Genomic DNA, 20,629 nt, shown 5'->3' on the forward strand with positions numbered 1-20,629 from the left:
AAGCGCGCCTTTCGCGCGCGCCATCGGCATGCCCAGCGCCTACTCCTCTTCGTTGCCGCCCTCTTCGAACGAGCCGAACGGTTTTGCTGGCAGAACGATGTAGATGCCTTCGAAAATCGCGCCCTGCTTATCATCGCCAAACAGTTCCACCTGCATCTGCACGCGCGCTTTTTTCCCGCGCGCCAGGCGGTCGAGATCGCCGCTTAACGAGCCGAGATCGGCAATGGCGCTTGGTTTACCGCTGATGGGCGAGCTGTAGCGGATATGGGCGTCGGCAAGAATAATCGTGCCACCGAGGTGGCGTTCGCGCAGCATCAGCCAGATAAGGCCCCAGCCGGTGAGCGTCGCCAGTGAGAAAAGGCTTCCGGCAAACAGCGTATGGTGCGGATTTTGATTGCCGATCTCCGGCATGGTGGTAATAAATTTCTGCCCGGTGTACTGCTGGATGCGCACGCCCATCTTTTCGCTGAGCGGAATATGCTGATACCAGGCCTGCTGCAGCTGACCACACCAGTCGCCGCGATGAAGAATATCATCCAGCGAGGCGATAGGTTTGATCATCAGAAAATGGCGGATAGGGGTGGTTTGCGGCGCGGTGATTTCGCCTTCGTTGATAAACCCAAGCTTGGCGAAAAAGGGCACCGCATCTTCGCGGGCGCTACAGGTTACGCGCTTAACACCTTCCTGACGGGCGACGGATTCAAGAGTCATCGCCATCAGCGTGCCGAGGCCTTTATCCTGTACGGAGGGGTGCACCGCCATAAAGCGAATCGAGCCTTCGTTATCGGCATTGATATAGAGCCGACCGGAGGCAACGATATTGCCCTCTTCATCAACCACCATCTGGTGATGCGCCATAGCGTCCCAGGCATCGCGCTCGGAGCCCTGCGGCTGGTGCAATGGCTTGCGTAACATTTCCCAGCGGAACTGGTAGTAACGTTCTAACTCTTCTTCAGTTTGCGGTACGCGAAGATGATACATAGCTGCATTCTCTCTTGTGACCCGGGGCCGCGCCGCAAGCTGGCTCATATCTGTAGCCAGAATGTGACGGGACCGTCATTGACCAGCGACACCTGCATATCGGCAGCGAAGCGCCCGGTTTGCGTGGCGATTTGCTGACCGCAGTGTGCAACAAAGTGGTTATAGAGCGCCTCGGCTTTCTCCGGCGCGGCACCGCGCGAAAAGCCCGGACGCATGCCGCGTTCCGTATCGGCTGCCAGCGTAAACTGCGACACCACCAGCACGCTGCCACCAGCCTGCTGGACATTAAGGTTCATTTTCCCGTCGGCATCGCTAAAAATTCGGTATCCCAGTACTCGTTCACACAGGCGGTTGGCTTTCTGCTCGTCGTCTTCCCTTTCGACACCCAGTAATACCAGAAGACCCGGGCCGATTTCACCCGTCACCTCTCCCGCCACGCTAACGCTCGCACGGGAAACGCGTTGAATTAATGCAATCATGGTTGGTCTGCTTCTTCTCGTTGTGCTGCTTTTTTAAGTTCGCGGTATTCCCCGAGAGTGACAGTAATTTCAGCCCCTAGCAAGACGATACACCAGGTCCAGTAGACCCAGAGAAACATGATAGGGATAACGGCCAGCACGCCATAAATCAGCTGGTAAGAGGGGAACATGGTGATATATAAGCCAAAACCTTTCTTGCCCAGCTCAAACAGCACCGCCGCAACAAACGCCCCCAGCACCGCATCACGGTTTGGTACGCGCGTAGTCGGAACAATGCTGTAGAGCAGCCAGAATGAGAGCCAGGAGAGGATCAGCGGGAAAATTCGTAGTACATCATCAATCACGCTATTGAGTTCACTCGCCCAGCGCAGCGACAGCAGATAGGAGCTGATCGCCAGGCTCGCCCCCGCCAGCAGCGGGCCGAGGGTCAGGATCATCCAGTAGACGGCAAACGAGTAGACGTGCGGGCGCACGCGGGTGCTGCGCCAGATGGTATTCAGCGCGCTGTCGATGGAGTACATCAGCAGCAGCGAAGTGACCACCAGCCCGCAGGCCCCGACCGCGGTCATTTTCGTCGAGTTTGCGACAAACTGCTCAATGTAGTTCTGAATAACGTCGCCCGTTGTGGGAATGAAATTGGCAAAAATAAAGTGACGCAGCTGGATGCTGATGTCGGAAAACATTGGGAAAACGGCGAACAGCGCGAAGATCACCGCAATCAGCGGCACCAGCGAGAGCAGTGAGACGTAGGCGAGATTCCCCGCCAGCGTCGTCATGTTGTCATCATTGATATGTCGCCACAGCAGCTTTAGCCAGGCCTGCAGCGACTGCGCACTCCTCTTCGCGCGCTGTTTTACGGCATCTTTCATAGCAGCTTTGAAAAATAGTCCAGAATGGTGGCCTTGTTAGCGACCAGGATCGACGTAATCCCCACGCGCTCAGCGCCAGCGATATTTTCAGCATTGTCGTCGAAAAAGACGGTATCGTCGGCAGAAAAACCTTCCTCGGCAAGGACCTGCTGGTAAATTCTGGCTTCGGGTTTACGCATGCCCATCTCTTGCGAGAGATAGATACGATCGGCGGCGGCGCGGATCTCCGGATACTGTTCCGGCCAGAAAGTCGTATGCAGACGGTTGGTGTTCGACAGCACCACCACACGGTCTCCTTTCGCGCGCAGTTTGTGCATGATGTCGATAACGTCCGGGCGTAGCGCGACGAATACCGCCTGCCAGCCGGTGGAGAATTGCTCATAACTTAACGGCAGCGCCATCTCTTCACACAGGGCTTTGGCGAACTCCTCATCGCTGATCTCCCCGCGTTCATGACGGTGGAAGGCCTCCCCCATGACAAAGTTCTGCTTCAGGGTTGCCAGCGGTACGCGGCTGAAATCGCTCCAGGCTCCGAGCACCCGGTTGAAGTCGATATCGACAATCACATTACCTAAATCAAAGATATAGAGCATTTGCCTCTCCTTGCCTGCCATGGAGAGTTAACTGTAGCGGGAAAGTTTCCGCTTGAATAGCGGGCCCTTTCACGCCCGCGATCGCGGGATAAAAAAAAGCCGCTGATAATCAGCGGCTTTTGTTGGGCTAAAAGAAGGTAATTAGTCTTCTTTTGCACCGCGCATTGCGCGTTTACGGTCGTTCTCAGTCAGATGACGTTTACGGATACGAATGGACTGAGGGGTTACCTCTACCAGTTCGTCGTCATCGATGAACTCGAGCGCCTGCTCCAGGGTCATCTTGATCGGCGGAACCAGAACCGTTGCTTCGTCCGTACCGGACGCACGCATGTTGGTCAGTTTCTTACCGGTCAGGCAGTTTACCGTCAGGTCGTTAGAACGGCTGTGAATACCGATGATCTGGCCTTCATATACTTCCGCACCGTGACCGAGGAACAGCTTACCGCGATCCTGCAGACCGAACAGCGCAAACGCAACCGCTTTACCCTGACCGTTGGAGATCAGCACGCCGTTGTTACGCTGGCCCACTTCGCCCGGACGAATATCGTCGTAGTGGCTGAAAGTGGAGTACAGCAGACCGGTACCGGAGGTCATGGTCATGAACTCTGAACGGAAGCCGATCAGACCGCGGCTTGGGATCACGTAGTCGAGACGTACGCGGCCTTTGCCGTCCGGATTCATGTTTTTCAGATCGCCTTTACGCTCGCCCAGTGCCTGCATGACAGAACCCTGGTGCTGCTCTTCAACGTCCAGCGTTACGTTTTCGAACGGCTCTTGTTTACGGCCGTCGATTTCGCGGAAGATTACTTTCGGACGGGAAACCGCCATTTCGAAACCTTCACGACGCATGTTCTCGATCAGAACAGAGAGGTGCAGCTCACCACGACCAGAAACACGGAACGCATCCGCATCCTGAGTCTCTTCAACGCGCAGCGCAACGTTGTGCACCAGCTCTTTGTTCAGGCGGTCAAGGATCTGACGAGAGGTAACATATTTACCCTCTTTGCCACAGAACGGAGAGGTGTTGACGTTGAAGAACATGGTTACGGTCGGCTCATCAACGGAGAGCGCCGGCAGCGCTTCAACACTCTGCGGATCGCAGATGGTGTCGGAGATGTTCAGCTCGCCCAGACCGGTGATCGCAATGATGTCACCCGCTTCAGCCACGTCACTCTCGATACGCTCCAGCCCCAGGTGAGTCAGCACTTTGCCAACTTTACCGTTACGGGTTTTGCCTTCGCTATCGATGATAGTGACCTGCTGGTTCGGCTTCACTTTACCGCGCTTGATACGGCCGATGCCGATTACGCCAACGTAGTTGTTGTAATCGAGCTGGGAAACCTGCATCTGCAGCGTGCCGTCGAGATCGACGTTCGGTGCCGGTACATGTTCAACAATCGCCTGGTACAGCGGGGTCATGTCTTCAGCCATGTTTTCGTGGTCCAGACCCGCGATACCGTTCAGCGCAGAAGCGTAAACGATCGGGAAGTCCAGCTGTTCGTCGGTCGCGTCAAGGTTAACGAACAGGTCGAAGACCTGATCAACAACCCAGTCCGGACGCGCGCCAGGACGGTCAACTTTGTTGATTACCACGATAGGTTTCAGACCATGGGCAAATGCTTTTTTGGTCACGAAGCGCGTTTGCGGCATCGGGCCGTCAAATGCGTCAACCACCAGCAGCACGGAATCGACCATGGACATTACACGCTCAACTTCACCACCGAAGTCGGCGTGCCCTGGGGTATCAACGATGTTGATACGATAATCATTCCATTTGATAGCGGTGTTTTTAGCGAGGATGGTAATCCCACGCTCTTTCTCCAAATCGTTGGAGTCCATCACACGCTCTTGAGTTTCAGCACGTTCGTCGAACGTACCGGATTGCTGCAGCAGCTTGTCAACCAGGGTCGTTTTACCATGGTCAACGTGAGCAATGATGGCGATGTTACGCAGATTTTCGATCACAACTTTGCCTCAGGCATTAGAAATAGCGCGTTATTGTACACGTATTAATCGAAGGACTAAACAGGATCACAAACATACCCTGCAAACAAGTATTGCAGAGTTGCTTTGTGATCGCTTTCACGGAGCGTTAAAAGGGGCAAATAACGAAAATTGCACCAATATGGTGCCCTATGTTTCCATAAAAGCACTATATTGGTGCAAGGTAACCATCATGGTGCAGCCCTTTTGCACTATGCCGAGCATGATAACGCCTTTTTGGGGTGATTTAAAAGTTGGCATAGATTTCGCTTATCCATTGTACGGCAACTACGCCAGATTTACGTAGTAATTAGAAGACCTCGTTACCACGACGACAATGACAATCCCGGGAGAGTTTAAGTATGTCCGCTGAACACGTTTTGACGATGCTGAATGAGCACGAAGTGAAGTTTGTCGATCTGCGCTTCACAGATACCAAAGGTAAAGAACAGCACGTCACTATCCCAGCCCATCAGGTAAACGCTGACTTCTTCGAAGAAGGCAAAATGTTTGATGGTTCTTCGATTGGTGGCTGGAAAGGCATCAACGAATCCGACATGGTGCTGATGCCGGACGCCACTACCGCTGTCATTGACCCGTTCTACGAAGAGTCTACGCTGATTATTCGCTGCGATATCCTCGAGCCAGGCACCATGCAGGGCTACGATCGCGATCCGCGCTCCATCGCCAAACGCGCTGAAGAGTACCTGCGCTCCACCGGTCTGGCAGACACCGTGCTGTTCGGGCCAGAGCCGGAATTCTTCCTGTTTGACGACGTGCGTTTCGGCAGCTCCATTTCCGGTTCCAGCGTTGCTATCGACGATATCGAAGGCGCATGGAACACCACCACCAAATATGAAGGTGGTAACAAAGGTCACCGTCCGGCTGTGAAAGGCGGTTACTTCCCGGTTCCGCCGGTAGACTCCTCTCAGGATCTGCGTTCCACCATGTGTCTGGTGATGGAAGAGATGGGCCTGGTCGTCGAAGCGCATCACCACGAAGTGGCGACTGCGGGTCAGAACGAAGTGGCAACCCGCTTCAACACCATGACCAAAAAAGCGGACGAAATTCAGATTTACAAATATGTGGTACATAACGTTGCGCACCGCTTCGGTAAAACTGCGACCTTTATGCCGAAACCGATGTTCGGTGATAACGGTTCCGGTATGCACTGCCACATGTCTCTCTCCAAGAACGGCACCAACCTGTTCTCTGGCGACAAATACGCTGGCCTGTCTGAAATGGCGCTGTACTACATCGGCGGCGTAATCAAACACGCTAAAGCGATCAACGCCCTCTCTAACCCGACCACCAACTCCTACAAGCGTCTGGTCCCGGGTTACGAAGCACCGGTTATGCTGGCCTACTCTGCCCGTAACCGTTCTGCCTCTATCCGTATTCCGGTTGTTGCTTCTCCGAAAGCGCGTCGTATCGAAGTGCGCTTCCCGGATCCGGCTGCGAACCCGTACCTGTGCTTTGCCGCGCTGCTGATGGCGGGTCTGGATGGCATTAAGAACAAAATCCACCCGGGCGAAGCAATGGACAAAAACCTGTACGACCTGCCGCCGGAAGAGGCGAAAGAGATCCCGCAGGTTGCAGGCTCCCTGGAAGAAGCGCTTAACGCGCTGGACGCTGACCGCGAGTTCCTGACCGCTGGCGGCGTATTCACCGACGACGCTATCGACGCTTACATTGCGCTGCGCATTGAAGAGAATGACCGCGTTCGCATGACGCCGCACCCGGTAGAGTTCGAACTCTATTACAGCGTTTAATTACGTTATTAATACTCGGCCGATTTCTCGTCGCAGTCAGTTGGCGGCGAGAAATCAGCCAGAGGATTTTTAGTTGCCGTGGAAACTTTGGCCCATCACACGATGGGCTTTTTTCGCCGACAACAACCTGATCTCACGCGCTTTTTCTTTCTATAACGCTATACTGCACAAAATTGGTGCATATCTCCGGGAGACTGCTACATGGCAAGCGGCGCGCTGCCCGATGCTGGGCAGATCCTCAACTCTTTGATCAACAGCATCCTGCTGGTTGATGACGACCTGGCGGTACATTACGCCAACCCCGCGGCACAACAGCTGCTGGCGCAAAGCTCGCGCAAACTGTTCGGCACCCCGCTGCCGGAACTGTTGAGCTACTTCTCCCTCAATATCGACCTGATGCGTGAAAGTTTGCATGCAGGCCAGGGATTTACCGATAACGAAGTGACGCTGGTCATCGACGGACGCTCGCATATTCTCTCCCTGACAGCGCAACGTCTGCCGGACGGGCTGGTACTGCTGGAAATGGCGCCGATGGATAACCAGCGCCGTTTAAGCCAGGAGCAGCTTCAGCATGCGCAGCAGGTTGCGGCGCGCGATCTGGTGCGCGGCCTGGCTCATGAAATTAAAAACCCTTTGGGTGGCCTGCGCGGCGCGGCACAGCTTTTAAGTAAGGCCCTGCCCGACCCGTCGCTGCTGGAATACACCAAAGTGATCATTGAGCAGGCCGACCGCCTGCGCAATCTGGTCGATCGCCTGTTAGGGCCGCAGCAGCCGGGTATGCACGTTACCGAAAGCATCCATAAAGTGGCTGAACGCGTGGTGAATCTGGTGTCGATGGAGCTGCCGGCTAACGTCACGTTAATTCGCGATTACGATCCCAGTTTGCCGGAGCTGGCGCATGATCCTGACCAGATTGAGCAAGTTTTACTCAATATCGTGCGCAATGCGCTTCAGGCATTAGGACCGGAGGGCGGCGAAATTATTCTGCGTACGCGCACCGCGTTCCAGTTAACGCTGCACGGCGTACGTTATCGCCTGGCAGCGAGAATCGATGTGCAGGATAACGGCCCGGGTATACCGCAGCATCTGCAAGACACGCTCTTTTACCCAATGGTGAGCGGCCGCGAAGGCGGCACCGGGCTTGGCTTATCGATTGCACGCAGCCTGATTGATCAACACTCAGGCAAAATTGAATTTACCAGTTGGCCAGGCCATACCGAGTTCTCGGTATTCCTGCCTATTCGGAAGTAGAGGTGTTTATGCAACGAGGGATAGTCTGGATCGTGGATGACGATAGCTCCATCCGTTGGGTGCTTGAACGCGCGCTCACCGGGGCAGGCTTGAGTTGTACAACGTTTGAAAGTGCCAATGAAGTGCTTGATGCGCTGACCACCAAAACGCCGGATGTTCTGCTTTCGGATATTCGCATGCCCGGCATGGACGGGCTGGCGCTGTTAAAACAGATTAAGCAGCGTCATCCGATGCTTCCGGTCATCATTATGACCGCACACTCGGATCTGGATGCGGCGGTAAGCGCTTATCAGCAGGGAGCATTCGACTACCTGCCTAAACCGTTCGATATTGATGAAGCGGTGGCGCTGGTTGAACGCGCTATCAGCCACTATCAGGAGCAGCAGCAGCCGCGCAATGTGCAGGCTCTCGGCCCGACCACCGATATCATCGGCGAAGCGCCAGCGATGCAGGATGTGTTCCGCATTATTGGCCGTCTGTCGCGCTCATCAATCAGCGTATTGATTAACGGCGAGTCCGGCACCGGGAAAGAGCTGGTTGCCCATGCGCTGCATCGCCACAGCCCGCGCGTTAAAGCGCCGTTTATCGCGCTCAATATGGCGGCAATCCCGAAAGATTTGATTGAATCGGAGCTGTTTGGCCACGAGAAAGGGGCCTTTACCGGTGCCAACACCATTCGTCAGGGGCGTTTTGAGCAGGCCGATGGCGGCACGCTGTTTCTTGATGAGATTGGCGATATGCCGCTCGATGTGCAGACGCGTTTGCTGCGCGTGCTTGCCGATGGGCAGTTTTACCGCGTGGGCGGCTATGCGCCGGTGAAAGTCGATGTGCGTATTATTGCGGCGACGCACCAGAACCTGGAGCTGCGCGTGCAGGAGGGGAAATTCAGGGAGGATTTGTTCCACCGCCTGAATGTTATCCGCGTGCATCTGCCGCCGCTGCGCGAACGCCGGGAAGATATTCCGCGTCTGGCGCGCCACTTCTTACAGGACGCGGCCCGCGAACTGGGTGTGGAAGCGAAGCTACTGCATCCGGAAACCGAAGCGGCATTGACCCGTCTGGCATGGCCGGGCAACGTGCGCCAACTGGAGAACACCTGTCGCTGGTTAACGGTAATGGCAGCAGGCCAGGAAGTGCTGATTCAGGATCTGCCCAGTGAACTGTTTGAAGCTACCGCGCCGGACAGCCCGTCGCAGAGTTTGCCGGACAGCTGGGCGACGCTGCTCGCACAGTGGGCCGATCGCGCGCTGCGTTCCGGTCATCAAAACCTGCTCTCTGAAGCGCAGCCGGAGATGGAGCGCACCCTGCTGACCACCGCGCTGCGCCACACTCAGGGGCATAAGCAGGAAGCGGCACGCCTGCTCGGCTGGGGGCGCAATACCCTTACGCGTAAGTTAAAAGAGCTGGGAATGGAGTAAACGTAAAGCGCGATCCGCCCGCGAAAAGTGCTGCTATTTTGTGCTTTACTGTTAGCCGCAGTGCAGTATGATCTTGCGCGTTCAGGGGGGGTTATCATGCTGGAATCGTTCATTCATCTGGTTACGGCTGGCGCCTCTGCCAGCCATACGCCACAAACGGCTGTCGCAGCGCTGCTTTGTGCAACGCTGGTCGGGCTGTTTAGCTAACGGTTTAACAGGCCTGGTGCTTTTGCAGGCCTGTTAAATCACCCGTGAGAACTGCTGTAGCCGCGCTTTCTGGCGCAGATAGACATCGAAGCACATGCAGATGTTGCGAATCAACAGACGCCCTTTCGCCGTTACCTGAAGCCCCTGCTCACCCCTCTCCACCAGCCCATCTTTAATCAATGGCGCAAGCAGTTGCAGATCTTCTGCAAAGTAGTCGCGGAAATCGAGATCCCACGCGCGCTCAATGTCGCTGAACGAAAGACGGAAATTACAGATAAGCCCCTTGATCACATCCCGGCGAATGCAGTCATCGCGGGTTAGCGCAATACCGCGCCACAGCGCATTTCCCTGCTCATCAACCTGCTGGTAGTAGTGTTTGAGTTCTTTCTGGTTTTGCGCGTAGCTGTCGCCAATCATGCTGATGGCAGAGACGCCAAGCCCCAGCAGATCGCTGTCGCCCTGGGTGGTGTAACCCTGGAAGTTGCGGTGCAGCACGCCGTTGCGCTGGGCGATCGCCAGCTCATCATCCGGACGGGCAAAGTGATCCATGCCGATAAACTGATACCCGGATGTAGTCAGCGACGAGATGGTCTGCTGCAGGATATCGAGCTTCTGCTGCGCCGAAGGCAGATCCGCATCTTTAATTTTACGCTGGGCGGCAAAGAGCGTCGGCAGATGCGCATAGTTGAAGACACTTAAGCGATCGGGGCTGAGTTCGGCGACGCGTTGCAGCGTATAGGCGAAACTCTCCGGCGTCTGTTTGGGCAGGCCGTAGATCAGGTCAATATTGGTCGAGGTAAAGCCGATGTCGCGCGCGTGGTTAAGCAGAGCAAAGATAAAGGTTTCATCCTGTTCGCGGTTAACCAGCCGCTGCACCTCTTTATTAAAATCCTGCACGCCCATGCTGAGGCGGTTAAACCCTTCCCCGCGCAGATGGTCGAGCACATCGAGTTCAATTTCGCGCGGATCGACCTCGATGGAGATCTCCGCATCGGTATCAAAGGCGAAGTTGCCGCGCAGCAGCGCCATCAGGCGGCTGATCTGTGCTTTGTTGAGATAGGTTGGCGTACCGCCGCCCCAGTGCAGCTGGCTGACGTGACGGCCTTTAAACAGCGGCACGCGGTGGATAATCTCCTGCTCCAGCGCATCGAGGTATTGATCGGCTTTATGCTGCTGGCGGGTGACGATTTTATTGCAGCCGCAGAAGTAGCAGAGCTTGTGGCAAAACGGGATATGAACGTAGAGCGAAAGCGGACGTTCAGGATAACGCGCCACGGCGCGGTGAAAATCCGCTTCGCCGAAGGCGTCAGAAAACTCAAGCGCGGTGGGATAGGACGTATAACGCGGCCCGGAATAGTTATATTTCTGGATCAGGGCCAGATCCCAGTCGATGACGTGCTCAGACATTGCTTACTCCTTCCGATGACGCCGCTGGCGATACCGGCGGCCTGGGCCGATCCCTTTTTGGGGTATCAGCCGGTTGCGCAGCCACTGTTTGCGCCGCGACAACCGCTGTAGTTTAACGAATAACCACACCAGATAACATATAACCGGAAGGGTTATAAGCAGGACGGGAAGCCCCATAAGAAAGGATTAGTTGCCGCCCTTGAGCAGACGCATCATATCTTCCTTACGCTCCTCTTCCTCTTCTTCTTCGTCATCATCGTAGGAGAGGCCGAGCTTCTGCATCAGCTCATCAATACGATCCAGTTTGGCATCAACCCATTTCTGCTCGTCGGCGCTCAGGGTTTCGCCCTCTTCAAGACGTTCAAGTAGCGCATCCAGGCGCTCATCCGTTTCCAGCATCTCTAATTCAGCCTGCGGTGAAAGCATAGGTTTCTCACTCTTCGGTTTGTGCTGCTTAGTGACTGGCGTGTCGGTAACACCCAGCGGAATCGGTGTTTTACTGCCAATACGCGGATCTTTTTGCGCTTTGCCCTTGCCGGAGCCCGACGCGTTATCGCCACCGTTCGCGCGGCTGCCTGAAGCGTTGCCGCGATGCCGTTTTTCACGCTTACGTTCGCGGCCTTCCTGGTTCAACTCTTCACGGGTTTTACGGCGCACTTTGCCGCGCGGTTGGGTAGACGGTTTTTTCATCATAGGGGTCTTAGGTGGTTTTTCATCAGTATAGAATTGCGGCGGAATCTAGCAGAAAGCAAGCAAAGAAAAAAGGCGGCAGTGTAAACTGTCGCCTTTTTTCTTGACCCTGACCCGTAAAGGGCTCTACGTTCCCTGTTTGCTGTCAACCTGCCCTGTTTTTCCATTAGCATCAACACTCCGTGTTGCGATCCCTCTCCTTGTGAACGTCTCCTGACGTGTTCCTCTGGTCTTCGCCTCCTGGCGCTCCCGACCCCTCGCTCCGTGAGTTATCCTTTCCTGTAAAGCGTCCTGCTACGGGGGTTACTTTACTTGTCTCAGAAAAAGAGACAAGTACGAATACCCTTACAAACGATAAATTAAGAGAATTCCATAAAGTTAAGTTATTGATTGTATTGTTTTTAGCTATTTTTTAACCTGCAATTACTCTGAAAGTTCGCAATGTATAACGGGCTGATTTCCTACAAAATGCATGGCAATCACGCACAAAGAGGAATGATGCGAGAAAAACAGTCTTTTACGTGGGTTCAGGTATAATCCCCGCATGCTTTAACGATGGAGACGACCGTTTTGACTAACCTGAATTACCAACAGACGCACTTTGTCACCAGTGCGCCTGATATTCGCCACTTACCCGCCGATACCGGCATCGAAGTGGCATTCGCTGGCCGCTCCAACGCCGGAAAATCGAGCGCACTCAATACGCTAACCAATCAAAAGAGCCTGGCGCGCACCTCTAAAACGCCGGGCCGTACCCAGCTAATTAACCTGTTCGAAGTCGTCGAAGGCAAACGCCTTGTCGACCTGCCCGGCTACGGTTATGCCGAAGTGCCGGAAGAGATGAAAATCAAATGGCAGCGCGCGCTGGGTGAATATCTGGAGAAACGTCAGTGCCTGAAGGGGCTGGTCGTACTGATGGATATCCGCCATCCGCTAAAAGATCTCGACCAGCAGATGATCCACTGGGCGGTAGCAAGCGAGATCCCCGTACTGGTACTGCTGACCAAAGCGGACAAGCTCGCCAGCGGCGCGCGTAAAGCGCAGGTTACGATGGTGCGGGAAGCGGCAATTGCCTTTAACGGCGATGTGCAGGTTGAAGCGTTTTCGTCGCTGAAAAAACAGGGCGTCGATAAGCTGCGCGAGAAGCTGGATAGCTGGTTCTCATCCATTGCGCCAGCAACAGAAGACGCAGGCGAATAACCCCTTCTGGCGCGGCGCCCGCTGCGCTTTATTGCTTTGTTTCGCGCAATAAAAAACGCCCCAGTCATTACTGACTGGGGCGGCTAAATATTCAGCCAAATCCGATTACGTGAAGTAAAAGGTCTGAAAGATAGAACATCTTACCTCTGTACCCTACGCGAATAACTCTACTCCCTTTTTGGATCTGGAAAAAGGACTTTTTGTAATTTCTTTTCAATTTTTACATACGGAATTCTAATGATTGTCACAAAAACGCCGCGTTATGTTGCTTAGTTACAGAAAAGTCCCTTTCCGACCGCAGGCTTAGTGCGCTTGATCCCAGTTTGGTCCGCTTCCCACTTCCACCAGCAGCGGCACATCGAGTTGGGTACTGCTCTCCATCAGTTCATGGATCTTCTTCGTTACCGCCTCGATATCATCTTTGTGCACTTCAAACACCAGTTCATCGTGTACCTGCATGATCATCCGCACGCGCGGCTTATCTTGCTGTAACCACGCATCGACGGCGATCATCGCACGTTTGATGATATCGGCTGCGGTGCCCTGCATCGGGGCGTTGATCGCCGCGCGCTCAGCACCCGCACGGCGGGCAGCGTTGCTCGCTTTGATGTCCGGCAGATAAAGGCGGCGACCATCGAGCGTTTCAACATAGCCGTTCTCTTTCGCCTGCGCGCGGGTACGCTCCATATACTCCAGCACGCCAGGATAGCGCTCGAAGTAGAGATCCATATACTTCTGCGACTCTTTGCGCGGAATATTGAGCTGGCGCGAGAGGCCAAAGGCGCTCATGCCGTAGATCAGACCAAAGTTGATCGCTTTCGCGCTGCGGCGCTGTTCATTGCTTACGCTATCCAGCGGCAGGCCAAACACTTCCGCCGCCGTTGCGCGGTGAATATCCTGACCTTCAGAAAACGCTTTCAGCAAGCCCTTATCCCGTGAGAGGTGCGCCATGATGCGCAGTTCGATCTGCGAGTAGTCCGCAGAGACGATGACGTAATCTTTCGGCGCGATAAAGGCCTGACGAATACGACGTCCCTCTTCATTACGCACAGGAATGTTTTGCAGGTTGGGATCGGTAGAAGACAAGCGCCCGGTCGCGGTCACTGCCTGGTGGTAAGAGGTATGTACGCGCCCGGTTTTCGGGTTGATCATCAGCGGCAGCTTATCGGTGTAGGTCGATTTAAGCTTCGCCAGGCCGCGATATTGCAGGATCACTTTTGGCAGCGGGTAATCCAGCGCCAGCTCTTCCAGCACCTCTTCGGATGTCGACGGCGCGCCGCCCGGGGTTTTCTTCAGCGGTTTAATGCCCTGTTTTTCAAACAGAATGGTTTGCAGCTGCTTGGTCGACGAGAGATTAAACGCTTCGCCCGCGATCTCGTGCGCTTTTTGCTCCAGCTCCGCCAGACGCAGCGTCAGCTCCTCAGAGTGCTTGTGCAGCACAGCCGGATCGATATTGACGCCGTTGCGTTCGATACGCGAAATGACCGGCACCAGCGGCATTTCAATATTCTGGAAGACATTCAGCGGGCCGGCGTGCTGTTGCAGCTCAGGCCACATCGCCAGATGGAGTTGCAGCGTGACATCAGCATCTTCCGCCGCATAATGCCCGGCCTCTTCCAGCGCAATCTGGTTGAAGGTCAGCTGGTTTTTACCTTTCCCGGCGATCTCTTCGAAGGTCACGGTTTTGTGCTTCAACCAGCGCTGAGAGAGGCTGTCCATATCATGACGGCCAACAACGCTATTGAGGATGTAGGACTCAAGCATGGTGTCGAAGGCGATACCGCGCAGTTCGATGCCATAATTTTCCAGCACGCCGCGATCGTATTTCAGGTTCTGGCCCACTTTGAGAAGCTTTTCATCTTCCAGCAGCGGTTTCAGCAGTTCCAGCGCGCGGTCACGCGGGATCTGATCCGGCGCATCAAGGTAGTCATGGGCAACCGGCACATAGGCTGCCACACCAGGTTCGATGGCAAAGGAGATGCCGACCAGATTGGCGCTGATGTTATCCAGGCTGTCCGTTTCCGTATCGAAGGCAAACAGCGCCGCGCTTTTCAGTTTGCCGATCCAGCTTTGCAACGTCTCTTCATCAAGGATGGTGACGTAGTTTTCAGCGGAGAGGATAGCCGTCGGGATATCGGGCTCCGCTTCGACCACAATCGTCTCCTGCGGCTTCGCCGCTGGCTTGCTTCCTCTCGCCTGTAGCCATTTACCGGCTTCGACATCCGCCGTCCAGCGCTTGAATTCGTAACGCTTAAAGAGCTCCATCAGCTCTTCGGTGGCCGGCTGTTGAACTTCGAGCTGTTCGCTCGTCAGCTCCAGCGGAACGTCGGTTTTGATGGTCGCCAGCTGGTAGGAGAGGTAAGCGACCTCTTTATTCTGCTCCAGCTTCGCCGCCATGGTTTTCGCACCACGGAAGCTCAGTTCGGCAATCTTCTCCGGCGCGGCATAGAGCGAGTCGAGACCACCCAGCCCTTGTAACAGCGCCTGCGCGGTTTTTTCACCCACGCCAGGTACGCCCGGGATGTTATCGGAGGAGTCGCCCATCAGCGCGAGGAAGTCGATAATCAGCTCTGGCGGCACGCCATATTTGGTAACGACCTCTTCTGGTCCCAAAATGGTGTTGGACATGGTATTGATCAGCGTGACATTCGGTGTCACCAGCTGCGCCATATCTTTGTCGCCGGTACTGATCAGCACCGGGCGCCCTTTTTTGTCCGCTTCGCATGCCAGCGTGCCAATAACGTCATCTGCTTCAACGCCCGACACCGCCAGCAGCGGCAGACCCATCGCTTTTACCATCGCATGCAGCGGCTCAATCTGCGCGCGCAGATCGTCCGGCATCGGCGGGCGGTGGGATTTGTAATGTTCGAACAGCTCATCACGGAACGTCTTACCCTTCGCATCAAACACCACTGCGACATGCGTCGGCTGATACTGCAGCAACAGGCTGCGCAGCATATTCAACACGCCGTACATTGCGCCGGTGGGTTCCCCAACGCTGTTGGTCAGAGGTGGAAACGCATGATACGCGCGATAGAGGTAAGAGGAGCCGTCAACAAGAATGAGTGGGTTTTCGGGGATCTGAACCATGATATCCATGCCTGTTTTTTCAATTTACGCTAAAGGATGCCACAGACAGGATGAAAACATGAGTTTTTCCCGGTAAATGGCGGAAAAGATTTCGCGATCGTCGGGATCCCTCGCAGAAACATCCTGTGGATAAGTTTGTGCACAGTTTTTAATTGGCTGGATTTTTGTGGCTTTTCGTGGATCGTAAAAATATACAAACCAATTAAAATCAATACATTAAGAAGTTAAAAAGGATCGTTATTGCTTTTTGGTGATAATCTGCTCTGTGTGGATAGAAGAAAAAAGGCGTTGCATTCTTGTTGGTTATCCATCAAAAGCGCTGAATAAGGTTTCCCCATTGCCGCTCCCGCTTTCTGATAAAATCGGCGCCTTGCACACCTTTTAGCGAGCATTTTGCTGCTAACTTTTTGAAATATTTAATCATGTCGAGACTACCCACGGTTATTACGCTCTTTTTTAGCGTTCTGTTAACCATACTGCTTACTGTTGTCTGCTCTATACCGATTATTATCGCTGGCCTGTTAAAACTACTTATTCCGAACCCGCATTTTTGGCGGGCCATTTCTGCATTCTGTAATGCGGTAATGGCTTGCTGGTGCGAAGGCATCTACTGGCTGCTGCGACTCAATCCCCGGCTGGAATGGGATATTCAAGGGCTCGAGGGGTCGAATAAGAGAAACTGGTACCTGCTGATTTGTAACCATCACAGCTGGGCAGATATCGTGGTGCTGTGTGTCCTGTTCCGCAAACAGATCCCGATGAACAAGTACTTCCTGAAGCAGCAACTCGCCTGGGTGCCCTTTATCGGCCTGGCGTGCTGGGCGCTGGATATGCCTTTTATGCGCCGCTACTCACGAAGTTATCTGTTGAGGCATCCTGAAAGACGGGGCAAGGATGTTGAGACAACGCGCCGTTCGTGTGAGAAGTTTCGCCTGCATCCGACAACGATGGTGAATTTTGTTGAAGGATCACGTTTTACAGAAGAGAAACGGCGTCAGATGCGCTCTTCGTTTAAGCATCTGCTGCCGCCAAAAGCGGCGGGCATCGCGATGGCGTTAAACGTTCTGGGTAAACAGTTCGACAAGTTGCTGGATGTGACGCTTTGCTATCCGGAAAACGATCGCACGCCCTTTTTCGACATGCTCAGCGGCAAATTGACCCGTATCGTGGTGCGTATTGATTTACTGGCGGTTCATGAAGGGTTGCATGGCGATTATATTAATGACAAGAATTTTAAGCGCAGCTTTCAGCAGTGGCTAAATGGTTTATGGCTCGCTAAAGATGAACGCATAGACGCCATCAAAGCCTCCTGTAAAAACGCCGGTCAGTGACCGGCGTTATCTTTACTTCTTCTCAACCAGGAACTTCACCGTATCAGCGTAGCTTTTCACAAACGCATCAAGGGAGTCTTTATCCATACCGTTTTGATCGATCTGGTATTTCCCATTGACGAACATCGCCGGTACACCCTGCAACTGCAGATCGGCCGCGGCTTTCTCTTGCTGAGCAACCAGTGATTTCACCACGAAGCTGTTCCAGGCAGCGTCATACTCTTCGCCCTTCACGCCAGCTTTGATAAATACGTCACGAATGTCAGCAACGGTTTGAACAGTCTGTGTTTTTTGTACCGCTTCGAACATCGGAGAGCTGATTTTATCTTCAACGCCCAGCGCCATGGCTACGGCCCAGGCCTGCGTCATCTCTTTGCCCAGCGGCCCCAGGAACTCGACATGGTATTTGGTCATTTTTGTCCCCTGCGGCAGTTTCTTTTTCACCGCTTCAGAGACGTGCCAGACCTGCTCAAAGTCGTAGCAGTGCGGGCAATAGAATGAGAAGAATTCCAGTACCTGCGGTTCACCGGCGACCGGTTTATCCAGCGTGTTGTACTGCTTACCTTCGGTAATGTCTGCTGCCGAAGCGCTAAATGCCAGAATCATTCCTGCCAGCGCCAGCCAAATCTTCTTCATGGTCAACTCTCTCCGTTTAATACATGGGGGTTAATGCTAAAGGGGGTTCTTGCAGAACCTTCACCTGTTCAAGAAAAATATGCGTCTGATTGCGCCAGTGGTCTTCGCTGTTCAACCAGGGGAAATTTTTGGGAAACGCCGGATCGTCCCAGCGGCGGATAAGCCACGCCAGATAGTAGACCAGCCGCATGGCGCGCAGCGGTTCGATCAGGGCAAGCTCCGCGGTATCAAACTCACAAAACTCTTCGTAGGCTTCGACGATCGTCTCCAGCTGCATGCGCTGCTCGGCTTTATCACCGTGCAATAACATCCATAAATCTTGTACCGCCGGGCCATTACGCGCATCGTCTAAATCAACAAACATTGGGCCATCGCGCCAGAGAATATTCCCGGCATGGCAATCCCCATGCAGACGCAGCACGTTGGCGCGATTATGCCACTGCGCCATAACGGCATCGATAAGCTTATCAACTGCGCTCAGAAACGCCTCTTTTAAGCTTGCCGGGATCAACGCTGTGGTCTCAAAAAGCTGGCGCGGCTCTCTCAGATATTCGTTAACGCCCATGTCAGGACGATGGGTAAAGCGCTTTTGACGGCCGGTCTGGTGCAAACGACCGAGGTAGCGGCCAACCCACTCCATCTGATCGAGGTTATCCGCTTCAAACTGGCGGCCGCCGACGCTCGGGAAAACGGCGAAGAGAAAATCCTGATGGGTGAGTAAGGTTTCATGATTAAACGCGAGCGGTGCAGCGACCGGCACATCACTCTTTTGCAGGTCTAGCGCAAACTGATGCTCTTCGCGTATCTGTTCCGCGGACCAGCGCTGCGGGCGGTAGAACTTGACGACATAGCGCCGACGATCTTCGTCCTGAAACTGATAAACACGGTTTTCGTAGCTATTAAGCGGAGTAAGGCCGGAATCGACCCGGATCCCCTGCGCGAAAAGCGCATCCATGATGGTATCCGGGTGAAGCGTCTGGAAAGTAAAAGCGTTACAGGTCATCCTGGGATCCGAAAATACGACGAATGATTCAGGATATCATTTCGGGCCGTTTTCGGTGGCTCCTCTTACAAGGTTTTACTCTTTAATCACGCCGCGGGCGCGCAGTAACGCGGTTTTGAAATCCTCTTCATAATCTTTTTGAATGCCCGGGATCGCTGCGTCTTTTGCCGAGTCGCGCATTTTCAGGTGATAGATCAGGATGTCATCACTTAAATCTGCCAGTTCACCCTCATAACCTGACTCTTGCGCCAGTTTCTGTAAAAATTGCATTAAATTGAGCTCGGGCTCTTTCTGCCAGGCCGGCTGGAGAAGTTCGATAACTTCGTTAAGGCGTTTACATTTCATGTATCTGCTCCTTATTTTGTGTTCAGACACGTTAGCAGGGTCAATCCCACAATAAAAGAGGCGTTACTGGTGAAGGATAGCAGTGCAGTACTCGGCGTCGTGCTGGCTGGCGGCAAAGCATCGCGTATGTCTGGAAAAGACAAAGGCTTGCTGGAGCTTAACGGTAAACCGCTCTGGCAACATGTCGCCGGGCGATTAGCGCCGCAGGTTAAGGGCGTGGCGATCAGCGCCAATCGAAATCTTGCTACCTATCGCCTCAGCGGCCTGCCGGTCATTGAGGATACGTTAGGTGATTTCCCGGGCCCGCTAGCGGGTATGCTGGCTGCTTTGCAACAGTGCGAAGCCGAATGGTTCCTTTTTTGCCCCTGTGATACACCCTATATTCCGGCCGATCTCTTATCACGTTTACTGGCGGGGCGTGACCAGGCTCCGGCAGTATGGGTGCATGATGGCGAACGCGATCATCCTGTGATTGCTCTGCTTCATCGGGACCTTTCACCGCAGCTGGAAGCGTGGCTGGCACAAGGCGAACGCAGGGTAATGATGTTTATGCGCGAAGCTGGCGGACATGCGATCGATTTCAGCGATCGGCGCGCGGCATTCGCCAATGTGAATACGCCTGACGATCTCGCACGTTGGCAGGAGAAATCATGATCCCATTACTTGCGGTGGCAGCCTGGAGCGGAACGGGTAAGACTACATTGTTGAAAAAACTTATTCCGGCGCTATGCGCGCGAGGCATTCGTCCCGGCTTAATCAAGCATACCCATCATGATATGGATGTGGATACGCCGGGCAAGGATAGTTATGAGTTACGCAAAGCAGGCGCAGCACAGACGCTTGTCGCCAGCAACCAACGCTGGGCATTAATGACGGAAACGCCGGATGAAACGGAGCTGGATCTTAGCTGGCTGGTCAGCAGGATGGATGCGACTAAGCTGGATCTGGTGCTTGTGGAAGGCTTTAAACATGAACCGGTGCCTAAGATCCTGCTCTGGCGCGCAGATTGTGGGCATGACATTGATGAGTTAACGATAGATGACCATGCGATCGCGGTAGCGAGCGACGTTGAGCTGGCGCTGCCAGTACCGGTGCTGGATCTTAACGATATTGAGGAAGTTGCGGCGTTTGTTTCGCGGTGGTTAGCGCAGAAAACGGCTGTTTAGGCGCTATTTGCCATTTTATTGGGCGTTTTTTTGCGCAGAAAGCAAAAAACCCCAGCCGTCAGGCTGGGGTTCTTCTTATTTGATGCCTGGCAGTTCCCTACTCTCGCATGGGGAGACCCCACACTACCATCGGCGCTACGGCGTTTCACTTCTGAGTTCGGCATGGGGTCAGGTGGGACCACCGCGCTAGTGCCGCCAGGCAAATTCT

General features: G+C 54.1%; 20 protein-coding genes and 1 rRNA gene. 8 read left to right on the forward strand and 13 right to left on the reverse strand.

Annotated features, from left to right (window positions below; all coding sequences use genetic code 11):
• Positions 1 to 39 precede the first annotated feature (39 nt).
• The 5 genes from fabY to typA all read right to left on the reverse strand — a co-directional run bounded on the left by fabY (position 40) and on the right by typA (position 4,887).
• A complete protein-coding gene (gene fabY, locus ACWPW2_RS22155) occupies positions 40 to 981 on the reverse strand; it encodes a fatty acid biosynthesis protein FabY (RefSeq protein WP_023479318.1) in 942 nt (313 codons plus the stop codon).
• Between the two features lie 44 nt (positions 982 to 1,025).
• Positions 1,026 to 1,460, reverse strand: a complete 435-nt coding sequence (gene dtd / locus ACWPW2_RS22160; RefSeq protein ID WP_023479361.1) for a D-aminoacyl-tRNA deacylase — start codon at positions 1,458 to 1,460, stop codon at positions 1,026 to 1,028.
• Entirely contained in the window at positions 1,457 to 2,329 is an 873-nt protein-coding gene (locus ACWPW2_RS22165; protein WP_023479298.1) for a virulence factor BrkB family protein, read from the reverse strand. Before ACWPW2_RS22165 ends, dtd begins: the two co-directional genes overlap by 4 nt.
• The gene (yihX, locus tag ACWPW2_RS22170) at positions 2,326 to 2,922 is read right to left on the reverse strand and encodes a glucose-1-phosphatase (protein WP_454125477.1); all 597 of its coding nucleotides are present in this window, start codon (positions 2,920 to 2,922) and stop codon (positions 2,326 to 2,328) included. Before yihX ends, ACWPW2_RS22165 begins: the two co-directional genes overlap by 4 nt.
• A 141-nt stretch (positions 2,923 to 3,063) precedes the next feature.
• A complete protein-coding gene (typA, locus tag ACWPW2_RS22175) occupies positions 3,064 to 4,887 on the reverse strand; it encodes a ribosome-dependent GTPase TypA (RefSeq protein WP_023479326.1) in 1,824 nt (607 codons plus the stop codon).
• 380 nt (positions 4,888 to 5,267) lie between these two features.
• Between typA and glnA the strand changes: the two genes are divergently transcribed.
• The 4 genes from glnA (at position 5,268) to ACWPW2_RS22195 (ending at position 9,553) form a co-directional block, all read left to right on the forward strand.
• Complete coding sequence (glnA, locus tag ACWPW2_RS22180) at positions 5,268 to 6,677, forward strand: glutamate--ammonia ligase (RefSeq protein ID WP_023479289.1); 1,410 nt, start codon at positions 5,268 to 5,270, stop codon at positions 6,675 to 6,677.
• Between the two features lie 201 nt (positions 6,678 to 6,878).
• Positions 6,879 to 7,928, forward strand: a complete 1,050-nt coding sequence (glnL, locus tag ACWPW2_RS22185; protein WP_023479377.1) for a nitrogen regulation protein NR(II) — start codon at positions 6,879 to 6,881, stop codon at positions 7,926 to 7,928.
• 8 nt (positions 7,929 to 7,936) lie between these two features.
• Positions 7,937 to 9,346, forward strand: coding sequence for a nitrogen regulation protein NR(I) (gene glnG / locus ACWPW2_RS22190; protein ID WP_128483941.1), 1,410 nt, complete (start codon positions 7,937 to 7,939; stop codon positions 9,344 to 9,346).
• 96 nt (positions 9,347 to 9,442) lie between these two features.
• A complete protein-coding gene (locus ACWPW2_RS22195; protein ID WP_094192975.1) occupies positions 9,443 to 9,553 on the forward strand; it encodes a YshB family small membrane protein in 111 nt (36 codons plus the stop codon).
• 33 nt (positions 9,554 to 9,586) lie between these two features.
• On the opposite strand, the gene hemN is transcribed toward ACWPW2_RS22195, so the two are convergent.
• Both hemN and yihI read right to left on the reverse strand, forming a co-directional pair.
• On the reverse strand, positions 9,587 to 10,960 hold the full coding sequence (gene hemN / locus ACWPW2_RS22200) for an oxygen-independent coproporphyrinogen III oxidase (protein WP_454125481.1): 1,374 nt from the start codon (positions 10,958 to 10,960) through the stop codon (positions 9,587 to 9,589).
• 186 nt (positions 10,961 to 11,146) lie between these two features.
• Positions 11,147 to 11,650, reverse strand: coding sequence for a Der GTPase-activating protein YihI (gene yihI, locus ACWPW2_RS22205; protein WP_023479295.1), 504 nt, complete (start codon positions 11,648 to 11,650; stop codon positions 11,147 to 11,149).
• A 570-nt stretch (positions 11,651 to 12,220) separates the two neighbouring features.
• Here yihI and yihA point away from each other — a divergent pair.
• A complete protein-coding gene (yihA, locus tag ACWPW2_RS22210) occupies positions 12,221 to 12,850 on the forward strand; it encodes a ribosome biogenesis GTP-binding protein YihA/YsxC (protein WP_023479300.1) in 630 nt (209 codons plus the stop codon).
• 91 nt (positions 12,851 to 12,941) lie between these two features.
• Here the strand turns inward: yihA and ACWPW2_RS22215 are convergent, their stop codons facing one another.
• Positions 12,942 to 12,989 carry a spot 42 RNA, inhibition of DNA synthesis gene (locus ACWPW2_RS22215; protein ID WP_071892919.1) on the reverse strand — a complete coding sequence of 16 codons (48 nt, stop codon included), beginning with the start codon at positions 12,987 to 12,989 and terminating at the stop codon, positions 12,942 to 12,944.
• Positions 12,990 to 13,153: 164 nt separating this feature from the next.
• A complete protein-coding gene (polA, locus tag ACWPW2_RS22220) occupies positions 13,154 to 15,940 on the reverse strand; it encodes a DNA polymerase I (protein WP_454125483.1) in 2,787 nt (928 codons plus the stop codon).
• A 422-nt stretch (positions 15,941 to 16,362) separates the two neighbouring features.
• Between polA and ACWPW2_RS22225 the strand changes: the two genes are divergently transcribed.
• Positions 16,363 to 17,271, forward strand: coding sequence for an acyltransferase (locus ACWPW2_RS22225; protein WP_454125485.1), 909 nt, complete (start codon positions 16,363 to 16,365; stop codon positions 17,269 to 17,271).
• Positions 17,272 to 17,283: 12 nt separating this feature from the next.
• On the opposite strand, the gene dsbA is transcribed toward ACWPW2_RS22225, so the two are convergent.
• From dsbA to ACWPW2_RS22240, 3 genes are all read right to left on the reverse strand, one after another.
• Positions 17,284 to 17,907, reverse strand: a complete 624-nt coding sequence (dsbA, locus tag ACWPW2_RS22230; protein ID WP_023479332.1) for a thiol:disulfide interchange protein DsbA — start codon at positions 17,905 to 17,907, stop codon at positions 17,284 to 17,286.
• A 16-nt stretch (positions 17,908 to 17,923) separates the two neighbouring features.
• On the reverse strand, positions 17,924 to 18,910 hold the full coding sequence (locus tag ACWPW2_RS22235) for a serine/threonine protein kinase (protein WP_454125487.1): 987 nt from the start codon (positions 18,908 to 18,910) through the stop codon (positions 17,924 to 17,926).
• Between the two features lie 75 nt (positions 18,911 to 18,985).
• The gene (locus ACWPW2_RS22240) at positions 18,986 to 19,255 is read right to left on the reverse strand and encodes a YihD family protein (protein ID WP_023479302.1); all 270 of its coding nucleotides are present in this window, start codon (positions 19,253 to 19,255) and stop codon (positions 18,986 to 18,988) included.
• A gap of 66 nt (positions 19,256 to 19,321) precedes the next feature.
• On the opposite strand from ACWPW2_RS22240, the gene mobA reads away from it, so the two are divergent.
• Complete coding sequence (gene mobA / locus ACWPW2_RS22245) at positions 19,322 to 19,909, forward strand: molybdenum cofactor guanylyltransferase MobA (protein ID WP_454125495.1); 588 nt, start codon at positions 19,322 to 19,324, stop codon at positions 19,907 to 19,909.
• Positions 19,906 to 20,421 (forward strand): molybdopterin-guanine dinucleotide biosynthesis protein MobB, encoded by a 516-nt coding sequence (gene mobB, locus ACWPW2_RS22250; protein ID WP_454125489.1) that lies wholly within the window; start codon positions 19,906 to 19,908, stop codon positions 20,419 to 20,421. The genes mobA and mobB overlap by 4 nt, the downstream gene beginning before the upstream one ends.
• An 84-nt stretch (positions 20,422 to 20,505) precedes the next feature.
• On the opposite strand, the gene rrf is transcribed toward mobB, so the two are convergent.
• Positions 20,506 to 20,621, reverse strand: a 5S ribosomal RNA gene (gene rrf / locus ACWPW2_RS22255).
• Between the last annotated feature and the right edge of the window lie 8 nt (positions 20,622 to 20,629).

The sequence above is a fragment of the Kosakonia sp. Marseille-Q7440 genome (assembly GCF_965119485.1).